This is a genomic window from Paraburkholderia sp. HP33-1 (assembly GCF_021390595.1).
Taxonomy (GTDB): Bacteria; Pseudomonadota; Gammaproteobacteria; order Burkholderiales; family Burkholderiaceae; genus Paraburkholderia.
On record NZ_JAJEJR010000001.1, the window covers coordinates 3,368,240 to 3,388,081 of the forward strand.

Annotated in this window: 11 protein-coding genes; 4 read left to right on the forward strand and 7 right to left on the reverse strand. The window is 64.6% G+C overall.

Annotation, left to right across the window (positions count from 1 at the left end; genetic code table 11):
* The first annotated feature begins 67 nt into the window (after window positions 1–67).
* From L0U81_RS15550 to L0U81_RS15560, 3 genes are all read left to right on the forward strand, one after another.
* Window positions 68–1,195 (forward strand): alginate lyase family protein, encoded by a 1,128-nt coding sequence (locus L0U81_RS15550; RefSeq protein ID WP_233804027.1) that lies wholly within the window; start codon window positions 68–70, stop codon window positions 1,193–1,195.
* A 29-nt stretch (window positions 1,196–1,224) separates the two neighbouring features.
* The gene (locus L0U81_RS15555) at window positions 1,225–2,613 is read left to right on the forward strand and encodes an L-serine ammonia-lyase (protein ID WP_233804029.1); all 1,389 of its coding nucleotides are present in this window, start codon (window positions 1,225–1,227) and stop codon (window positions 2,611–2,613) included.
* Between the two features lie 150 nt (window positions 2,614–2,763).
* Window positions 2,764–4,485 (forward strand): thiamine pyrophosphate-binding protein, encoded by a 1,722-nt coding sequence (locus tag L0U81_RS15560; RefSeq protein ID WP_233804031.1) that lies wholly within the window; start codon window positions 2,764–2,766, stop codon window positions 4,483–4,485.
* 77 nt (window positions 4,486–4,562) lie between these two features.
* Here the strand turns inward: L0U81_RS15560 and L0U81_RS15565 are convergent, their stop codons facing one another.
* The 6 genes from L0U81_RS15565 to hemE all read right to left on the reverse strand — a co-directional run bounded on the left by L0U81_RS15565 (window position 4,563) and on the right by hemE (window position 16,046).
* Window positions 4,563–5,711: a branched-chain amino acid ABC transporter substrate-binding protein gene (locus tag L0U81_RS15565; RefSeq protein ID WP_233804033.1), complete on the reverse strand. Its 1,149-nt coding sequence runs from the start codon at window positions 5,709–5,711 to the stop codon at window positions 4,563–4,565.
* A gap of 87 nt (window positions 5,712–5,798) precedes the next feature.
* Complete coding sequence (gene putA, locus L0U81_RS15570) at window positions 5,799–9,737, reverse strand: trifunctional transcriptional regulator/proline dehydrogenase/L-glutamate gamma-semialdehyde dehydrogenase (RefSeq protein WP_233804035.1); 3,939 nt, start codon at window positions 9,735–9,737, stop codon at window positions 5,799–5,801.
* A gap of 612 nt (window positions 9,738–10,349) precedes the next feature.
* Window positions 10,350–10,628, reverse strand: coding sequence for a hypothetical protein (locus tag L0U81_RS15575; protein ID WP_233804037.1), 279 nt, complete (start codon window positions 10,626–10,628; stop codon window positions 10,350–10,352).
* A gap of 5 nt (window positions 10,629–10,633) precedes the next feature.
* Window positions 10,634–12,064, reverse strand: a complete 1,431-nt coding sequence (locus tag L0U81_RS15580) for a YeiH family protein (RefSeq protein ID WP_233804038.1) — start codon at window positions 12,062–12,064, stop codon at window positions 10,634–10,636.
* 169 nt (window positions 12,065–12,233) lie between these two features.
* On the reverse strand, window positions 12,234–14,480 hold the full coding sequence (locus L0U81_RS15585; RefSeq protein WP_233804040.1) for a primosomal protein N': 2,247 nt from the start codon (window positions 14,478–14,480) through the stop codon (window positions 12,234–12,236).
* Between the two features lie 465 nt (window positions 14,481–14,945).
* Complete coding sequence (gene hemE, locus L0U81_RS15590; RefSeq protein ID WP_233804042.1) at window positions 14,946–16,046, reverse strand: uroporphyrinogen decarboxylase; 1,101 nt, start codon at window positions 16,044–16,046, stop codon at window positions 14,946–14,948.
* A 280-nt stretch (window positions 16,047–16,326) separates the two neighbouring features.
* Here hemE and L0U81_RS15595 point away from each other — a divergent pair, with 280 nt between their 5' ends.
* Complete coding sequence (locus L0U81_RS15595) at window positions 16,327–17,118, forward strand: transporter substrate-binding domain-containing protein (protein WP_233804043.1); 792 nt, start codon at window positions 16,327–16,329, stop codon at window positions 17,116–17,118.
* A gap of 798 nt (window positions 17,119–17,916) precedes the next feature.
* On the opposite strand, the gene L0U81_RS15600 is transcribed toward L0U81_RS15595, so the two are convergent.
* The gene (locus tag L0U81_RS15600; protein WP_233804044.1) at window positions 17,917–19,647 is read right to left on the reverse strand and encodes an AMP-binding protein; all 1,731 of its coding nucleotides are present in this window, start codon (window positions 19,645–19,647) and stop codon (window positions 17,917–17,919) included.
* Between the last annotated feature and the right edge of the window lie 195 nt (window positions 19,648–19,842).

Here is a 19,842-nt window from a genome sequence, read left to right on the forward strand (position 1 = left end):
ACTCCTGTCGTTGAATGCCGCAACCGGCTAACATCACACACCTGATCAGCCTAACGAGGAGTTGCGCATGGCGCGAAAGGTGCGATTGATGCAAAGCCGGGCCGAAGCGGCTACCCGTGCGTGGCGGCCCGCTTACGCGGCGCTGCTGGCCGGCGCGGCCGTGCTGCTGCCGCTGAATGAGGCGCAGGCCGCGATGAATTTCTGCGCGGCGCCCGCGCTGCAAACGAGCGAGCGCACCAATGCCGATCCCGGGGTCAAGGCACTTGTCGCCAACGTGCAGGCGCATCTGAACGAGCAGCCGCGTGCGCTCGCGAAACTGCACACCGAGGGCACGCTGCCGCACGAGGGCATCTACGATCAGAGCGTCGAAGCGCAGAAGGATCTCGACCTGTTGCGCGACGCCGCGCTCGCGTGGCGCGCGACCAGCGACGACCGCTTCCTGAAGTTCGTCGACCGTCTGCTGTATGCGTGGGTCACGACGTATCAGCCGAGCTTCAATCCGATCGACGAAACGCGTTTCGAAGGGCTGATTCTCGCGTACGACATGACGGCAAGCGCACTGCCCGTCAAAACGCGCAACGCGACGATGGCGTTTCTGACGAAGTTCGCGAACGGTTACATCGCGCAGATCGACGCGCAGCCGCGGCCGCTCACGGGCACGTTCCGTAACAATTGGCAAAGCCACCGGATCAAGCTGATCGCGATGGCCGCGTTCACGCTCGACAATCGAAAGATGATCAACGCCGCGCAGCGGCTGTTCGTCGAGCATATCGGCGACAACATCGCACCGGACGGCTCGACGATCGACTTCGGCGAGCGCGATGCGCTGCACTATGTGACCTACGATCTGCAACCGCTCGTGACGGCCGCGCTCGCCGCGCGCCGCCACAACCGCAACTGGCTGCAGGAGAAGGGCGCCAACGGCGCGACGCTGCTTGCCGCGCTGAACTGGTTGGTGCCGTTTGCTACCGGCGGCCAGACGCATGAGGAATTCGTGCATTCGAACGTCGCATTCGATGCAAAACGTCGTGAGGCCGGCTTGCCCGGCTATTCGGGTACGTGGGACCCGAAGAACGCGACCGAACTGTTTCACCTGGCGGCGCGTCTCGACGGACGCTTTACGCCAGTCGCGCTGCAGCTCGCACCGACGCCGCCCGCGTGGCTCGCCGTGTGTTTGCCGCTGCCGGCGCGATAATCTATTTATCTATTGGCAGGGAGCAGGACATGGCAGTCAGCGTCTTCGATCTCTTCAAGATCGGCATTGGTCCGTCGAGCTCGCATACGGTTGGGCCGATGCGCGCGGCGCTGATGTTCGTCCACGGACTCGAGCGCGACGGGCTGCTCGACACCACCGCGTCGGTGAAAGCGGAGCTGTACGGCTCGCTCGGCGCAACCGGCAAGGGGCACGGCACCGATCGCGGTGTGATGCTAGGCCTGATGGGCGATGCGCCCGACACCGTCAACCCCGACACGATCGCGCAGCGGCTCGAAGCGGTGCGCGTGTCGCGCAAGCTCGCGCTGCTCGGCACGCATGAGGTGCCGTTCGTGCAGAAAGAGCACATCGCGTTTTATCGCCAGGCATTGCCTGAGCATCCGAACGGACTGAAGCTCTTCGCGTTCGATGCGCAAGGCGCGACGCTGCGCGAGTCGACCTATCTGTCGGTCGGCGGCGGCTTCGTCGTGACGGCCGGCGCGCCGAACACGAAGGTGTTGAGCGCGGTCGATCAGCTTCCGCATTCGTTTCGTACCGCCAACGAATTACTTGCGTTGTGCGCGTCGAGCGGCAAAAGCATCGCGCAGCTGATGTGGGAAAACGAACGCGTCTGGCATACCGAAGAAGAAACGCGCACGGGTCTGCTGAAGATCTGGGACGTGATGCAATCGTGCGTCGCGCGCGGGTGCGGCATCAACAATCCCGATGCCGACGGTCATTTGCCCGGCCCGTTACAGGTGAAGCGGCGCGCGCCGCAGCTGTATCGCGCGTTGACCGGTAACCCTGAGCGCGCGCTGCAGGATCCGCTGTCGATGGTCGACTGGATCAATCTCTATGCGATCGCCGTCAACGAAGAAAACGCCGCGGGCGGGCGCGTCGTCACCGCGCCGACCAACGGCGCGGCCGGCATCATTCCGGCGGTGCTGCATTACTACACGCGTTTCATGCCGGGCGCGAACGAGCAGGGCGTGATCGACTTCCTGATGACGGCCGCTGCGATCGGCATCCTGTACAAGCTGAACGCGTCGATTTCCGGCGCCGAAGTGGGCTGCCAGGGCGAAGTGGGCGTCGCGTGCTCGATGGCCGCGGGCGCGCTCGCCGCCGTGATGGGCGGCACACCGAAACAGGTCGAGAATGCCGCCGAAATCGGCATGGAGCACAACCTCGGGCTCACCTGCGATCCGGTCGGCGGCATGGTTCAGATTCCGTGTATCGAGCGCAATGCGATGGCATCGGTGAAGGCGGTCAATGCCGCGCGTATGGCGTTGCGGGGCGACGGCAGTCACTACGTGTCGCTCGATTCGGTGATCAAGACGATGCGCGAAACCGGCGCGGACATGAAGACCAAGTACAAGGAAACGTCGCGCGGCGGGCTCGCGGTGAATATCGTCGAGTGTTGAGTCGTTGAGCGCGGCATTGGATTGACTGCGCCATGACAGCGCCCACGTGCTCGGCGTAAGCTGTCGAAGCGCCGATCGGCCGCCGTTGCATGGTCCGTCGACGCGGCTCCATTCCATCGCACTCACGCACTACCAGGAGGCTTCTTCGCAATGTCGCTGCCGAATGCTCCCGTTTCCGCTTCCCACACTGCGCGCACGACCGGCGCGCGCCTCGTCGTCGATGCGTTGCTGACGCACGGCGTCGAACGCGTGTTCTGCGTTCCCGGCGAAAGCTTTCTCGCCGTGCTCGATTCGCTGCACGACGAAACCGCGCGCATTCAGACGATTGTCTGCCGTCATGAAGCCGCGGCCGCTAACATGGCCGAAGCGCTCGGCAAGCTGACCGGCCGCCCAGGTGTCGCGTTCGTCACGCGCGGGCCGGGCGCAACGCATGCGTCGATCGGCGTGCACACCGCGTTTCAGGACTCGACGCCGATGATCCTGCTGATCGGTCAATGCGCGCGCGAGCATCTCGATCGCGAGGCGTTTCAGGAGATCGACTATCGACGCATGTTCGGTCAGATGGCGAAGTGGGTCGCGCAGATCGACGACCCGAAGCGCATCCCCGAATACCTGAGCCATGCGTTTCATACGGCCACCTCGGGGCGGCCGGGGCCGGTCGTTCTGGCTCTGCCGGAAGACGTGTTGAGCGATGCCTGCGACGCGGTGCCTGGCGCGCCCGCTTATCAGCGCGTCGCGGCGTCGCCGTCGGCCGCGCAGATCGCGAAGCTGCGCGAGTTGCTCGAAGGCGCGCAACGGCCGATGGTGATCGCCGGCGGCAGTGGCTGGACACCGGCCGCATGCACGGACCTGCGTCGCTTCATCGAAACCTGGCAGTTGCCGATCGGCCTCGCGTTCCGCTTCCAGGACACCTTCAATAACGACCATCCGAACTACGCGGGCGACGTCGGTCTCGGCATCAACCCCGCGCTTGCGCACCGCATTCGCGATGCCGACCTGCTGCTCACGCTCGGTCCGCGCCTGGGCGAAGCGACGACCAACGGCTACACGCTGCTCGACATTCCGAAGACGAAGCAGACGCTCGTGCACGTGCATCAGGGCGCGGAAGAACTCGGTCGCGTGTATGCGGCCGATTTGCCGATCGTATCCGGCATGCCGGAACTTGCGGCGATGCTCGCGGAACTGAAGCCGCCGTCGTCCGGCAAGCTCGCCTGGGCGGGTGCGGCCCTGGAAGCGCATCGCGCGTATCTGGAATGGCGCGAGCCGCGCGCGATCCCCGGCGACGTGCAGATGGGCGAAGTGATCGAGCAATTGCGTGCGCGTCTGCCCGACGACGCGATCCTCACGAACGGCGCGGGCAATTACGCGACCTGGCTGCATCGCCATTTCTCGTATCGACACTTCCGCTCGCAGCTCGCGCCGACGAGCGGCGCGATGGGCTACGGCGTGCCGGCCGCGCTCGCGGCGAAGTCGCTGTATCCGCAACGCGCGGTGGTCGCGCTCGCCGGCGACGGCTGCTTCATGATGGCCGCCCAGGAGCTCGCGACGGCGATGCAGTACGACCTGCGCGTGCTGTTCATCGTCGTCAACAACAGCCACTTCGGCACGATCCGCATGCATCAGGAGCGGCACTATCCGCATCGCGTGCATGGCACCGGTCTCACGAACCCGGACTTTGCGGCATTCGCGCGATCGTTCGGCGCACATGGCGAGACCGTTGAGCGCACCGGGGATTTCCTGCCGGCGTTGCAACGCGCGATGGAATCGCAGTTGCCGGCTGTGATCGAGATTCGTATGCCGCAGGAAGCGAGCACACCCGCAGCGACGCTCGAGCAGGTTCGTGAGCAGGGGAGGAAGATGCGCGGCGAGTAGTGGAGCTACGTTTGCGGCGCAATAAAAAACCCCGCCGAAGCGGGGTTTTTTCATCATAAAACGCTTCAGCAAGAAACTTACTTGCCGCCCACGCTTTGCAGCGTCGTCCACTTGCCATCGACGACCTTGTACAGCGTGATACCGCCGTTCTTCAGATCGCCGCGCGCGTCGTACGCGAGGTCGGTCGTCGTGACCGCCGGCTTCGACGTCTTCGCGAGCACCGGCAGGTACTTGGCCGGATCGGTCGAGTTCGCGTTCTTCATCGCGGTGAACATTGCCATCGCGCCATCGAATGCGTACGGCGAGTACGTCTGCACGTCTTCGTTGAAGCGCGCCTTGTACTTCTCGACGTACGCCTTGCCGCCCGGCATTTCTTCGAGCGGCAGACCGGCGAGCGAGGCCACCGTGCCGTTTGCCGCGTCGCCGGCGAGCTTGATGAAGGTCGGCGTGTGGACCATTTCCCCGCCCATCAGCGGCGCCTTCACGCCGAGCTGCTTCATCTGCTTGACCATCGGTGCCGCTTGCGAATCCGCGCCGCCGTAGTAGATCAGATCCGGGTTCGACGACTTCAGCTTGGTCAGGATCGACTTGAAGTCGACGGCCTTGTCGTTCGTGTATTCACGATCGACGATCGTCGCGCCAGCCGCCTTCGCTGCCTTCTCGAACTGATCGGCGAGACCCTGGCCATAAGCGGTGCGATCATCGACGATCGCGATCTTCTTCATGCCGAGGTTCTTCACTGCAAACGCGCCGGCAACCGAGCCTTGCTGCGTGTCGGACGTCATCATGCGGAAGGTGGTCTTGAAGCCCTGCTGCGTGAATTCCGGTGCGGTCGCCATTGCGATCTGCGGAATGCCCGCGTTCGCGTAAATGCGCGAGGCCGGAATCGTCGTGCCCGAGTTGAAGTGGCCGAGCATGCCCTTGATGCCGTCATCCACGAGCTTCTGCGCAACCGTCGTGCCGGTGCGCGGGTCGGCCTGGTCGTCGGCCGAGTCCAGCACGATGCGAACCTGCTTGCCGCCGATCACGGGCTTCGTCGCGTTGAACTCTTCGACCGCGAGCACGATGCCGTTCTGGAAGTCCTTGCCGTAGTGCGCCTGTGCGCCCGTCATCGGACCGGCGAAACCGATCTTCACGTCTTCCGTCGATTGAGCGTTAGCTGTCCCCGCCAGCGACATTGCGGCAACCAGAGCTGCGCCTGCCAGCTGTTTCATTTTGTGTTGCATAGCTTCTCCTTCATACCAGGTGTGGATGAAGCGGTGTCGGGGTCGCCGTTCCGCTTCCGTTCTATTGAGTGGATCGCCGAGGTTCGCTCAACCGATCGTCATCAAATTCGCATTGCCGCCTGCCGCGGCGGTGTTCACGCTGACCGAGCGCTCGGTCAGCAGACGCTCGAGCGCGTAGTCCTCGTCGCCGCTCGCGAGCGCACGGGCCGCGACGCCCTGCACCGACACGATCGGCCCCGCGCGCTTCGCGACCTCCTTCACGAGCGCGAGCAGCTCGTCGCTGTCGCCTTCGAACAGCACGGCGTCGAACGGCGCATCGGCACTCTTCTTCACGCTCGCGTGCGCCTTCAGCGACGCGGGCAGCTGCGAGACCAATTGTTCGCCGGCCGCGCCTTCGAACAACGCACGATTTCCCGTCGCCAGCGCCGCCGCGAACTGCACGCGCGCGCCGCTCGCCGTCGACGCGATGCACAGCACCGTGCCGCGCGGACCCAGCGTGTACGTGTTGCGCTCGCCGGTCGGCCCCGACAGCACCGCAGTCGCGCCCGCCGGCACATGCGCGAGGTAGCCGTCGCAACGCGCGGCGAGCTGCGGCTCGCGCTCGGCGATCAGCCAGTCACGCAGCGCGGTCAGCGCGGCCGCCGGATTGTCACCCTTTTCCGCCGCCTGCGGTACTTCGACCACCAATGCCTGCGCGAGCGACTTCGGCAAACCACCCGGCCGCGTCGCGAGCAGACGCTGCAGATACAGCGCGCCACCGGCCTTCGGCCCGGTACCCGACAACCCTTCGCCGCCGAACGGCTGCACACCGACCACCGCGCCGATCACATTGCGGTTCACATAAATGTTGCCCACGTGCGCGCGGCTGATCACATGCGCGATCGTTTCGTCGATGCGCGTGTGGATGCCGAGCGTCAAACCATAACCCGTCGCGCGAATCTGTTCGAGCAGCTTGTCGAGCTGGCTGCGGCGATAGCGCACCACGTGCAGCACCGGGCCGAACACTTCGCGCTTCAGCTCGTCGATGCTGTCGAGCTCGATCAGCGTCGGCGGCACGAAGGTGCCCTGCGTCGCGCCATCCGGCAGCGGCATTTGCTCGACCTTGCGGCCCTTGTCGCGCATCGCCGCGATGTGCGCGTCGATGCCGCGCTTCGCGTCGAGGTCGATCACCGGGCCGACGTCGGTTGACAGGCGATCCGGGTTGCCGAGCGCGAGCTCGCGCATCGCGCCCGTCAGCATTTCGAGCGTACGGTCCGCGACCTCGTCCTGCAGACAAAGAACGCGCAACGCCGAACATCGTTGACCGGCAGAGTCGAATGACGATTGCAGCACATCGGCCACGACCTGCTCGGCGAGCGCCGACGAGTCGACGATCATCGCGTTCTGGCCGCCGGTTTCGGCGATCAGCGGAATCGGCTTGCCATCCGGATCGAGTCGGCCGGACAGCGTCTTGTTGATCAAACGCGCGACTTCGGTCGAGCCGGTGAACATCACCGCACGCGTGCGCGGATCGGCGACCAGCGCGGCGCCGACCGTTTCACCATTGCCCGGCAGCAGTTGCACCGCGCCCGCGGGCACGCCCGCTTCGCGCAGAATCCGCACCGCCTGCGCGGCGATCAGCGGCGTCTGCTCGGCCGGTTTCGCGAGCACCGTGTTGCCGGCCGCGAGCGCGGCGGCCACCTGGCCCATGAAAATCGCCAGCGGGAAATTCCACGGGCTGATACAGACCACCGGGCCGAGCGGCCGATGCGTGTCGTTCGAAAACTCGTTGCGGATCTGCGTCGAGTAGTAGCGCAGGAAGTCGATCGCCTCGCGGATTTCCGCGACCGCGTTCGCGAGCGATTTGCCCGCTTCACGCACCACCAGCCCCATCAACGTGTGCATCTGCGCTTCGAGCAGATCAGCGGCACGCGCGAGGCAATCGGCGCGCGCCTCGACTGGCGTCGCCTGCCAGATCGGCGCGGCAGCCACCGCGTGGCCGAGCGCGGCGCTCACGTGCTCGGCGCTCGCTTCGACCACCGTGCCGACGAGATCGCGCTGGTCGGCCGGGTTGCGCACGTCGCGCGCCGCACCACCTGTCGCGACGGCGATCTCGTTGTCTTCGAGCATCGGTGCGGCGCGCCACGGATGGTGTGCGCTGGCGAGCAGCGCCGACGACAGCGACGCAAGCCGATGTTCGTTCGACAGATCGAGACCCATCGAATTGAGCCGTTCCGCGCCGTACAGATTGCGCGGCAGCGGAATACGCGAGTGCGGCGCGCCGAGCGGCACGATCTTCGACGCTTCCTCGACCGGATCGGCGACTAGCTCCTTGATCGCGACGGAATCGTCGGCGATGCGATTCACGAACGACGTGTTTGCGCCGTTCTCGAGCAGCCGGCGCACGAGGTACGCGAGCAGCGTCTCATGCGTGCCGACCGGCGCGTACACGCGGCACGGGCGGTTCAGCTTGTCGCGGCCGGTGACTTCTTCGTACAGCGGCTCGCCCATCCCGTGCAGGCACTGGAACTCGTATTGGCCGGGGTAGTAGTTGTTGCCGGCGAGGTGATAGATCGCCGACAGCGTATGCGCGTTGTGCGTCGCGAACTGCGGATAGACGGCATCGGGTGCGCCGAGCAGCTTTTTCGCGCACGCGAGGTACGACACGTCTGTGTAGATCTTGCGCGTGTACACGGGATAGCCTTCGAGGCCATCGATCTGCGCGCGCTTGATTTCCGAATCCCAGTACGCGCCCTTCACGAGCCGCACCATCACACGGTGACGGCTGCGGCGCGCCAGATCGATCAGGTAGTCGATCACGAACGGGCAGCGCTTCTGATACGCCTGCACGACAAAGCCGATGCCGTTCCAGCCTTGCAGCTCCGGATCGAAGCACAGCGCTTCGAGCAGATCCAGCGATAGTTCGAGCCGGTCGGCCTCTTCGGCGTCGATATTGAGACCGATGTCGTAGCGGCGCGCGAGGATCGCGAGCGTGCGTACGCGCGGCAGCAGCTCGCTCATCGTGCGTTCCTGCTGTGCGCGCGAATAGCGCGGATGCAGCGCCGACAGCTTGATCGAGATCCCCGGACCTTCGTAGATGCCACGGCCGCCCGCGGCCTTGCCGATCGCATGGATCGCCTGCTCGTACGACGCGTAGTAGCGCTGCGCGTCGGCCTCGGTGGTCGCCGCTTCGCCGAGCATGTCGTACGAATAGCGGAAACCGCGCGCCTCGTACTTGCGGCTATTCGCGAGCGCTTCTGAGATGTTTTCGCCGGTCACGAACTGCTCGCCCATCAGGCGCATCGCCATGTCGACGCCCTTGCGGATCAGCGGCTCGCCGCCCTTGCCGATCAGGCGCGTGAGCGCCGACGACAGGCTCGTCTCGCTATTGGTCGTCACCAGCTTGCCGGTGATCATCAGCCCCCAGGTCGCCGCGTTGACGAACAGCGATGGCGCCTGGCCGACGTGCGATTTCCAGTCGCCCTTGCTGATCTTGTCGCGAATCAGCGCGTCGCGGGTCGCGCGATCGGGAATGCGCAGCAGCGCCTCGGCGAGACACATCAGCGCGACGCCTTCCTGGCTCGACAGCGAAAATTCGTGGATCAGCCCTTCGACACCACCGCCCTTGCTCTTCGAGCGCAGCGTTTCGACGAGCTTGCCGGCCAACGCCTGCACGTCGCCCGCGAGGTTGGCCGGCAGACGCGCCTGGCCGAGCAGGAACGGCATGCACTCGGGCTCTGGGCGGCGATACGCGGCGGTAATCGCCGCGCGCAGCACCGACTGCGGTTGCACGTTCTGCGCGAAATCGAGAAACGGATGCGAGGCGCCGTCTTCCTCGTTCGCGACCGCCGCGCCGTCGCCGAGATCAGCCGTGCCGGTTGCGCCCGACAGTTCGGCCGGCAACTGGCCGTGCTCGATCTTTTCGAGGTACGCGAAGATGGCCTGTTTGATCAGCCAGTGCGGAGTGCGCTCGAGGCGGGTGGCGGCATCTTTGAGCCGGGAACGCAGGAGGTCGTCGACCTTGACGCCAAGGGTGGTGCTAGCCATGTTTCCTTCTTTGATACCGGGCGCGAGCCTGGCGAAAGACTAAAAGTTGGCCGAATCGTACGCCTCCCAATAAAAAGGTGCAACCAAACCGACGCGACGGTTGCACCCCGCTGGAAGCCCTACTGGACGCGGGTTTCAGCGTGATGCTCAACAGCCGGACGGGCGGGCTTGCGCTCGGTACTTTCCCTGGCGTGATTCTTTTTGAAATAAGCCTTATCAAACGACTTCGCGCGCCGATAACCAGAAGTACGACGACGGGCGACCGGAAACATCGATTTTCCGGGTACGCAGAAAAGATAAACGGGGTTCGCGAGGGTTGGTGAGATGGAAAAGTGGATGGTAATACTGGGCATTTGGGCGATGTGCGCGGCCTGTGCGGTGTTCTTCGTTCGAGGCGCGACCGGCGGCTCGAATCGTCGGGAAGAGGAGCATCACCGTGCGAGCGCGGCCTCGCGTGGATCAGCGGCCAATACGCGAAGCGCGCTGAGCGACTGAGATCAGAAAAGCGCGCGCAACGGCTCATAAAACCGGATGCGCGCGTGAGTGAATGTGCGACTGGATTGGCGCGGGAACACTGGCGCGCCGGGATTGCGCCTAAAGGTCGCTGTTGGGTCAGCGCGGCCCGAGCGGCGGCGCAATCGGCTCGAACCGCGCACAGACGTCGTCGGGCGATACAAGCTGGTCGTGCAGACGACACAGCCGGCTATCGGCAACGCTCGCGCCGAACCCCGAACTGAACGCGACGAGCCCCGCAATGCGCTGCTCGAGCGCATTGCGCTCTGCCACGCGATGCAGGCATCCAGAGCAGCACGGCGCGAGGGCTGTGCTGCCGCGCTCTACGGCGCCTGCATAAGCCGGGGCGCCGGCGGTACGAACCGTCAGAATTTTCACGGGCGCTATCCGAGGCTGTTCCAGTACGACGCGAACACGTGCGCAGACAGTGCATAGCCGATCGCAATATTGACCACGACGCCCGCCGTGAACGCAAGGAACGGCTTCAGACCGGTCGCGGCAAGCGAGCGGAAGCGCGTCGTCAGACCGATGCTCAGGAAGCAGAAGGTGAACGCCCACGTGCGCAGCACCGTGATCGGCGCGACGAATTCCGGCGTGACGACCTTGCGGTAATCGGCGAGCGAATAATGGCTCGCGATCCACGTGACCAGCGCCGACGCAATCACGAAACCGATGACGAACTTCGGGAAACGCGCCCAGATCTCGCCGACGTTCGCGCGCGCGGTGACGCCGCTGTCCTGCGCTTCCCAGCGCGTCGTCGCGACGATCGCGAGCACGAACGCCCAGATGCCGATCCAGATGTCGCGCCCCACCACCTTCATTAGTGTGAACGCCTGCAACGACGCTTCCGGTGCGCCGGCTATCGCGCCACCCGCATGCCGCGCGAAATCGCCGTATGCCTGGGCGGCGGCAATGCCGGCGGCGTCGGCGAATTCGGACGTGCCGATCCACGCCCCGGCGATGGCCGTCGGCAGACCGAGCGAGCGCGACGCGAACGGCAGCACGAAGATCATCACGATCGCCCACAGCACGACCAGCGTGATCGCCACCGACGCCTGCTCGCGCTTTGCCCGCACCGCACCGGCAATCGCGATCGCCGCCGACACGCCGCACACCGCACCGCCGACGCCGAGCACCGCGGCAAAGCGTCGATCGAGCCCGAACGCACGCGCAACGAGGAAGATCACGAAGAACGTCACCAGCGACACGATGCTCGCCTGCGCGACCGCGACCGGCCCGGCCCACACGAGCAGCGTGAACGGCAGCGTCGCACCGAGCAGCACGATGCCGACCTTGATGTAAAACTCGACGCGCAGCCCCGCCGCGAGCCACTCCGGCAGCTTGAACGCGTTCGACACGATCAACCCGAGCGCGAGCGCGACGAGGGGCGGCTCGAGGTTGTACCTCGACGCGTCGACCCACGCGCCGAGCGTCAGGATCAGCGCGGAAGCGACGAACACGACGACGAACGCGGCCAGAAACGCGCCGACACGCTGCCTGAGCAGGGCGACGCTCGCGCCGAATAACACGGCGAATGTCGCGAATAGCGCGACGTAGTTGGGTAGATGCTTGCCGATGTCCTGCGCGGCTTGCGCGACGCTCGACCACTTGGCCGGCGCAACGGCCAGCCACCTGATGCTGCTGCCGGACGCGAACAACGCCCATGCAATCACGATCACCAGCAGGCCGACGCCAGCGGCGAGCCAGTCTTCAGTCAGCGAAAAACCGCTGCCCCGTGCGGTTTGCGCGTTTTGTGTACCTTGCGGTTGACCCGGCGCGGCGCCGGCCGGCGCGGTGTGATGGGTGTCGCTCATTGCAGATGCCCCGAGGAAGTTGAGTGGCATCGGCGCGAACTTATTGTCGTTTAGCCGCAAAATGCGCCGATTTCGCGACTATAGGCGAGCGCCGTCGCAAAACGAAACGATCATTCGCTCTAAGGATATGACGCAAAGAAGTATGGCGGGCGTCATCTGGCCGGTGGCGTCAGATGTCGAGCGGATCGACTTCGAGACTCCAGCGCAACACGCCCTTGAGCGCGCGCAACAGCGGCTGCCACGCGCGCAGCGTGGCCTGCAGCGCGGCGCGCGAGGCGCTTTCGATCAGCAACTGCGCACGATGCACGTGCATCACCTTGACGATCGTAAGCGGCACCGCGTCGTAGACGGTCACGCGCCCGGCGGCCGGGATCTGCGCGAGCTCATCCGCGGCCTGCTGCAAAAACGCAAGCGCTGCTTCGAGCGTGCGGCCTTCGGCGCGCAGCAGCGCCTGGTACACGAACGGCGGCAGGTGCGCGTCGCGTCGCTCGGCGAGCGTCGCATTGGCGAAGCCGACGTAGTCGTGGCGGCCCAGCGCGTGATAGAGCGCGTGTCGCGGATAGCGTGTTTGCACCAGCACTTCGCCCGGCAGACCGGCGCGGCCCGCGCGGCCGCTCACCTGCATCAGTTGAGCGAATAGACGCTCGCTCGCGCGGAAATCGTGCGAAAAAAGCGCGGTATCGGCGTTCAGCACGCCAACCAGCGACACGCGCTGGAAGTCGTGCCCCTTCGCGATCATCTGCGTGCCGACCAGAATATCGACCTCGCCCGCGTGCACGTCCGAGAACAGCGCCTGCGCGCTGCCCTTGCGGCGTGTGCTGTCGGCATCGATACGCAGCACGCGGGCACCCGGCACCGCGCCCGCGAGCGTTTCCTCGACGCGCTGCGTGCCGCGTCCGAGCGGCGCGATATCGACGTTGCCGCACTCCGGGCACGAACGCGGGATACGAGACTCCCAGCCGCAGTGGTGGCAGCGCAGCGCGCGCTCGGGCTTGTGCAGCACAACGTAGGCGCTGCAGCGCGGACAACCGGCCACCCAGCCGCACGCATCGCATGCGAGTTGCGGCGCATAGCCGCGGCGGTTCAGGAACACGAGGCTCTGTTCGCCGCGTTCGAGCCGCGCCTTCAGCGCGGCGATCAGCGGACCCGACAAGCCTTCGATCGACGCCCGCCCGCGCCGGCGCTCGTCTTCGAGATCGATGAGGCGCACGCTCGGCAACACGGCGTCGGCGACGGCCCGGCGCGACAGCGTGAGCCGCTTGTAGCGCCCCTGGTCGGCCTGCCACCAGCTCTCGAGCGACGGTGTCGCCGAGCCGAGCACGACCGGCACGCCAAGCTGCTTCGCCCGGTAGATCGCGAGATCGCGCGCCGAGTAGCGCAAGCCCTCCTGCTGCTTGTAGGCCGGATCGTGCTCCTCGTCGACAACGATGATCGCCAATTGTGGCAGCGACGCGAGCACCGCGAGCCGGGTGCCAAGCACGATGCGTGCGCGGCCGGTGTGTGCGGCAAACCAGTTGCGGGCACGCTCGCCTTCGGCGAGGCCGCTGTGCAGCGTAACGATCGCGCTGTCGTCGAGCGCGGCGAAGCGGGCGCGGAACGCCGCCTCGAACTGCGGCGTCAGGTTGATTTCAGGCACCAGCACGAGCGCCTGTGCATCGGGTTTCGCGTCCAGAATCCCGGCGAGTGCGCGCAGGTACACCTCGGTCTTGCCGCTGCCCGTCACGCCGTGCAGCAGGAATGGAGCGAAGCCATCGGCGTCGCGGATCGCATCGACGGCGTCGGCCTGCTCGTCGGTCAATGTCGGGAGGGCCGGCGCGGGCGCGTCCGGCAAAAATGCGGCGGCAGGCACCGCGGCTGCATCGATCACGTCGAGCGTCACCCAGCCTGCTGTCTGCCATGTGTCGAGTGTCGCCAGCGCCTTCGGGTGCAGCGCGCGGGCGTCGGCCGCGAGCAGGAAGTCGGTGTCGGCAAGCGCCTGCGCAAGCGTTCGGAGCGCCGTCGCGCGGGGTGGCAATGCGTCAGGCAAGGCCGCGCGGCCCTCGGGCGTCAATCGGTAGCGCTCCTGCGGCGCGAACAGCCGCGACCAGCGCGACGCGTCGCGCAGCGACTGCGGCAGCGCCGGCAACGCCACCTCGCCGAGACCGCGTTGATAGTAGTCCGCGGCGAAGGCGGCGAGCGCGAGCCAGTGCTCCGACACCGGCGGGCACGTCGTGCAGACCTTATCCACATTCCGCAGCCGCTCGGCCGGCACCTCGCTGTGAGTAACCACTTCGCAGACGAGCCCCACCACGTGCCGCTTGCCGAATGGCACGCTGACGAGCGTGCCCACCGCAGCCGCCTCGGATGAGTCGCAGCGGTAGTCGAACAGAGTCGGCAACGGATGGTCCAGCGCGACGCGGACGAACACTTCGCTCACGCTGCGAGGCGCAGAGGTTGAGCCGCCGCGAAGCGAAGTCGAATCGCAGGGTCGGCCCTGCGGGACCCAGCGCCGTCGAAGTTAAAGTAAAACTTCAATTTCGCCGCTAAGTTTTGGATTCGGCTGAACAATTGCACTCGGCTCGCGGTCCTGTGGATAACTTTGTTGAGAACTTCGCTCCGACGGGCCGCAAACGACGTGGCGGCGGCCTTGTGTGGGCTTTCGCACATTTCATCGCTCTCCCCGGAAACCCTTGTCAGACAAGGCTTAGATCAAATGCGCCGAGTATGTGCAAGGGTCGGGGCACGATCAAACCCTCTACCGCGCCGCAGCGTGGGGAATGTGCATAAGTCAAGTCTTGACAATCACAAGACCGCCATCTGACGGCCTCTGCGCGAGACTTGCATCCTTAGGCCGAGAGCCCAATTCGCTGCGATGCATCAAGAAACGGTAACGATTACAGCCTCACGCAGGGGCATGCGCACCGCTACGGATAGCGCGACTGTGACGATGCACTTCGTCGACCAGTTCGGCGACGTGCTCCGGCGGCGTGAACTGCGAAATGCCGTGGCCGAGATTGAAAACGTGCCCGGGATGATTGCCGAAGCTGTCGAGCACCGCGCGCGCTTCCATCCGGATCGCGGCAGGCGGCGCACACAGCACGGACGGATCGATGTTGCCCTGAAGCGCCACCTTGCCCCCGACACGCTCGCGCGCCTTGCCCAGATTCACGGTCCAGTCGAGGCCCACCGCGTCGACGCCGCTCGCTGCGATGTCGTCGAGCCACAGCCCGCCGCCCTTGGTGAAGGCGATCACCGGCACTTTTTCGCCGTCGTGCTCGCGTTTCAGCTGGCTGACCACCTGCTCGATGTAGCGCAGTGAAAAGCGCTGATAGATGCCATCGGCAAGCGCACCGCCCCAGGTGTCGAAAATCATCACGGCTTGCGCGCCGGCTTCAATCTGCGCGTTCAGATAGGCGGCCACCGAGCTCGCGTTGACCTCAAGAATTCGCTGCAGCAGATCGGGACGCGCATAAAGCATCGATTTGACGGTGCGAAAGTCCGCCGAGCCACCGCCTTCGACCATGTAGCACGCGAGCGTCCACGGACTGCCTGAGAAGCCGATCAGCGGCACGCGCTGGCGGCCTTGGGCGTCCTTCAGAGCCGAGCGGATTTCGCGCACGGCGTCGGTCACATAGCGCAGTGTTGCGTCGATGTCGGGCACCGCGAGGCGCGCGACGTCGTCTTCGGTACGCACCGGATGGGCAAATCTCGGCCCCTCACCGTTGACGAACTCGAGCCCGAGGCCCATCGCGTCGGGCACGGTCAGGATGTCGGAGAACAGGATCGCGGCGTCGAGCGGATAGCGATCGAGCGGTTGCAACGTAACTTCCGTCGCGAACGCCGGGTTCTTCGCGAGGCCGAGGAAACTGCCCGCGCGAGCGCGCGTGGCGTTGTATTCCGGCAGGTAGCGGCCGGCTTGCCGCATCAGCCAGATCGGCGTGTAGTCGGTCGGCTGGCGCAGCAGCGCGCGCAGGAAAGTGTCGTTCAGGAGTTGATGGGCCACGTTGCGTGCGACTGAAGAGCCAAGGGCAAAAGAGCATTTTACCGGACGCGGCTCGGGAGATCGCGCCTGGCGGGGTAATCACTGTGGCGACGGCGCGTCTCGGGAGGCGAGCGGACAGCGGTTCGGGCCCGCGTGGATGAGCGGCCAGCGGCTCACGCGTCGGGGCTGGTTGCCTTCCGCTGCCCGGCTGGACCTGGCTGAACGGCCAATGTTCAAGCCCGCGCTGCCAAGCTACTATCCGACAGCTTTGCCGGCCAATCACACACCACAAGGAGACTCGATGAAGAAGGCAGCACTCGCAATGCTCGGTGCGCTCGCCGGCGTCCTGATGCACGTCGGCGTGGCCAGCGCGCAAAACGCGCCGGCCGCGCCGTCCAGGCTCGACGACATCATCAGCCGCGGCACGCTGCGCGCCTGCACGACCGGCGACTACAAGCCGTACTCGTTCTACAGGGGCGATGGCCAGTTCGAAGGTATCGATATCGACATGGCGGAGTCGCTCGCGAAGTCGCTCGGCGGGAAGGTCGAGTTCGTCAAGACTTCATGGGCGAACCTGATGAACGACTTCGTCACGAAGTGCGACATCGGCATTGGCGGCGTGTCGCCGACGCTCGAGCGCCAGAAGCACGCATTCTTCACGCAGGCTTACATGATCGACGGCAAGACGCCGATCGTCCGCTGCGACGACATGAACAAATATCAGACGGTCGCGCAGATCGATCAGCCTTCCACGCGAGTGATCGTCAATCCGGGCGGCACTAACGAGAAGTTCGCGAACCAGTACTTCACGCATGCAAGCGTGACCGTGTATCCGGACAACGTGACGATCTTCAAGCAGATCCTCGCCGGCAAGGCGGACGTGATGGTTACGGACGCGTCGGAAACGCTGCTGCAGCAGAAGCTCAATCCGGGCTTGTGCTCGGTACATCCGGACAAGCCGTTCCAGTACGGCGAGAAGGCATGGTTGCTGCCGCGCGGCGACGTCGCGTTCCAGCAATACGTCGATCAGTGGCTGCATCTCGCGCGAGCCACCGGCGAGTATCAGGCCATTTCCGATAAGTGGTTGAAGTAGAGCTGGCGCGACCATTGCGGGCCGTCGGCGACGGCCTGAAGATTTCGTGTCGGGGCAGCGGCATGATGTAACTAAGGGAGATATCGTCGACCCTAAACAACCATCTGGACCCGCCTTATGGTCGTGCACCTCGCCTTCTTTTTATACGACGTGCGTCGGGGTTTGCTTTGTTGCACTGCGACGCAGGTTATCACCGAATTGCGACGTATTTCGGGGCAGAGTCGCAACTCCTGCAAGACGAGGAATGCGCCACTCGACAGGTGCACATGCAACGATTTCATGCGGAATCAGCGGCCCGATTTATACCGCAGTATGCGTCCGGAATGGCGTCAATCATACGTATGAAAATGCGCTATAGTCATCGGTAATACTTACTTTTAAATGTTTTGTTTTTGGCAATAAATCCCGGAGCGCCTTATCTGGCGGGCGTTACAACCTGAAACACTTTGTTACCGCGTTTATAGAGTAATTCGCCCACAATGCCCTCAACGGTTTCAACACGGATGTGGCCGAGTGTGTAGTGTGAGCGGATACGATGCACTTGCCGGTCGGCGTTTGCCGAAGCCCTGTGAAGGGGCATCCTTGTTGGGGCCGTAGTCGACGCAGGGTCGTCGTGATATCCGTCCCATCTTTGGTCTCCTCGCGCTAACCCCGTAGCGTGTGGTTTTTAGCGGGCTCCAGGCCCGCTTTTTTTTCGTCTGATCAAACGTTTGCGCGCGACAAAACAACCGCCGCGCGGCGTCAATTTCTGCTCCTCGCTTCCTGTTCGCATCGGCTGGTTGGTGCGCCGCGGCAAGGTCATGCAGTCTTGTCTTCCCTGAGCTTCAATTCGCCGATCATCCGTTCGCGCATCACGAATTTCTGCACCTTGCCGGTCACGGTCATTGGCAGTTCGTCGACGAAACGGATGTATCGCGGCACCTTGTAGTGCGCGATCTGTCCCTGGCAGAACTGCTGGATTTCTTCGGCGGTCGCCTGTTCGCCCGCGCGCAGCACGATCCACGCGCATACTTCCTCGCCGTACTTCGTATCTGGTACGCCAAATACCTGCACGCTCTGGATCTTCGGGTGACGGAACAGGAACTCCTCGATCTCGCGCGGATAGATGTTTTCGCCGCCGCGAATCAGCATGTCCTTCAGGCGACCGACAATGTTGCAGTATCCTTGCGCGTCGAGCGTCGCCAGATCCCCTGTGTGCATCCAGCCATCGACGATGCTCTCGCGCGTCTTCGCGTCGTCGTCCCAATAGCCGAGCATCACCGAGTAGCCGCGCGTGCATAGCTCGCCAGTTTCGCCGACCGGCACGACGTTGCCGAGCGGATCGACGATTTTCACTTCCAGATGCGGCTGGACGCGCCCGACGGTCGTCGTACGCTTGTCGAGCGGATCGATCGTCGAGCTCTGGAACGACACCGGGCTCGTCTCCGTCATGCCGTAGGCGATCGTTATCTCGCTCAGATGCATCTTCGAGACGACCTTCTTCATCGTCTCGATCGGACACGGCGAACCGGCCATGATGCCAGTGCGCAACCGCGAGAAGTCGTATGAGGCGAAGGTCGGATGGTCGAGTTCGGCGATGAACATCGTCGGCACGCCGTGCAGCGCGGTACAGTTTTCCTCCGCGGTCGCCGCCAGCGTCGCGGCCGGATCGAAGCCCTCGCCGGGAAACACCATGTTCGCCCCGACTGACACGCAGGCGAGCACCGCCAGCACCATCCCGAAGCAGTGATACAGCGGCACCGGAATGCAAAGGCCGTCCTGCTCGGTGAGCCGCATCGCCATCGCGATATAGCGTGCGTTGTTCACGACGTTGCGGTGCGTGAGAGTCGCGCCCTTCGGATTGCCCGTCGTGCCGCTCGTGAACTGGATGTTGATCGGTTCGCGGCACGACAGCGTCGCGCCGATTGCATCGAGCCGCGTGGCGTCGAGCGACACACGGCCGCGCTCGATCACGTCGGAAAAGCTCAGCATCCCCGGCGCTTCAGTGTCGCACATGCGGATCACATACCGTAGCTCCGGCAGCCGCGCGGCATGCAGCTCACCCGGCGCCTGGGTCGCCAGTTCAGGCGCGAGTTCCCGCAACATCTCGAGGTACATCGACGTCTTGAAGCGCTCGGCACTGATGACCGCCTTGCAACCGACCTTGTTCAGCGCGTATTCGAGCTCCGCAAGCCGGTAGGCCGGATTGATGTTGACGAGGATCGCGCCGATACGCGCGGTCGCGAACTGTGTCAGCAGCCACTCGACGCGGTTGGGCGACCAGATGCCGACGCGGTCGCCCTTCGCGATACCGAGCGCAAGCAGTCCGGACGCGAGCACATCCACTTCTTGCGCGAATTCACTCCACGTCCAGCGGATGCGCTGCTCGCGAAACACCACGGCCGGCCGGTCTGGAAAACGCGCGGCGGTGTCACGCAGGAACTCACCGACGGTTGCTTCGCTCAACGGATTTTCAGTCGACCCGCGCACGTACGACAGTCCATCCGCTGGTTCGATGAGCGCACCTTCGTCCGAGCTATGCGTTGCCATGGTGTTGTCTCCGTGAGCGCAGGTGCGCTCGATTGAAATGAATTTGAAATCGATTGTGCACCGACGTGGATTCGCCCGGCATCAAGTCTTACCCGCAGCGCATCACGCGGACCGCCGGGAGCCGCCGCCTCTTTCTCCGACCTGGTGGATTTTGCCGACCTTTACGTAAACGTCAACCAAATATCAAAAAAAGCA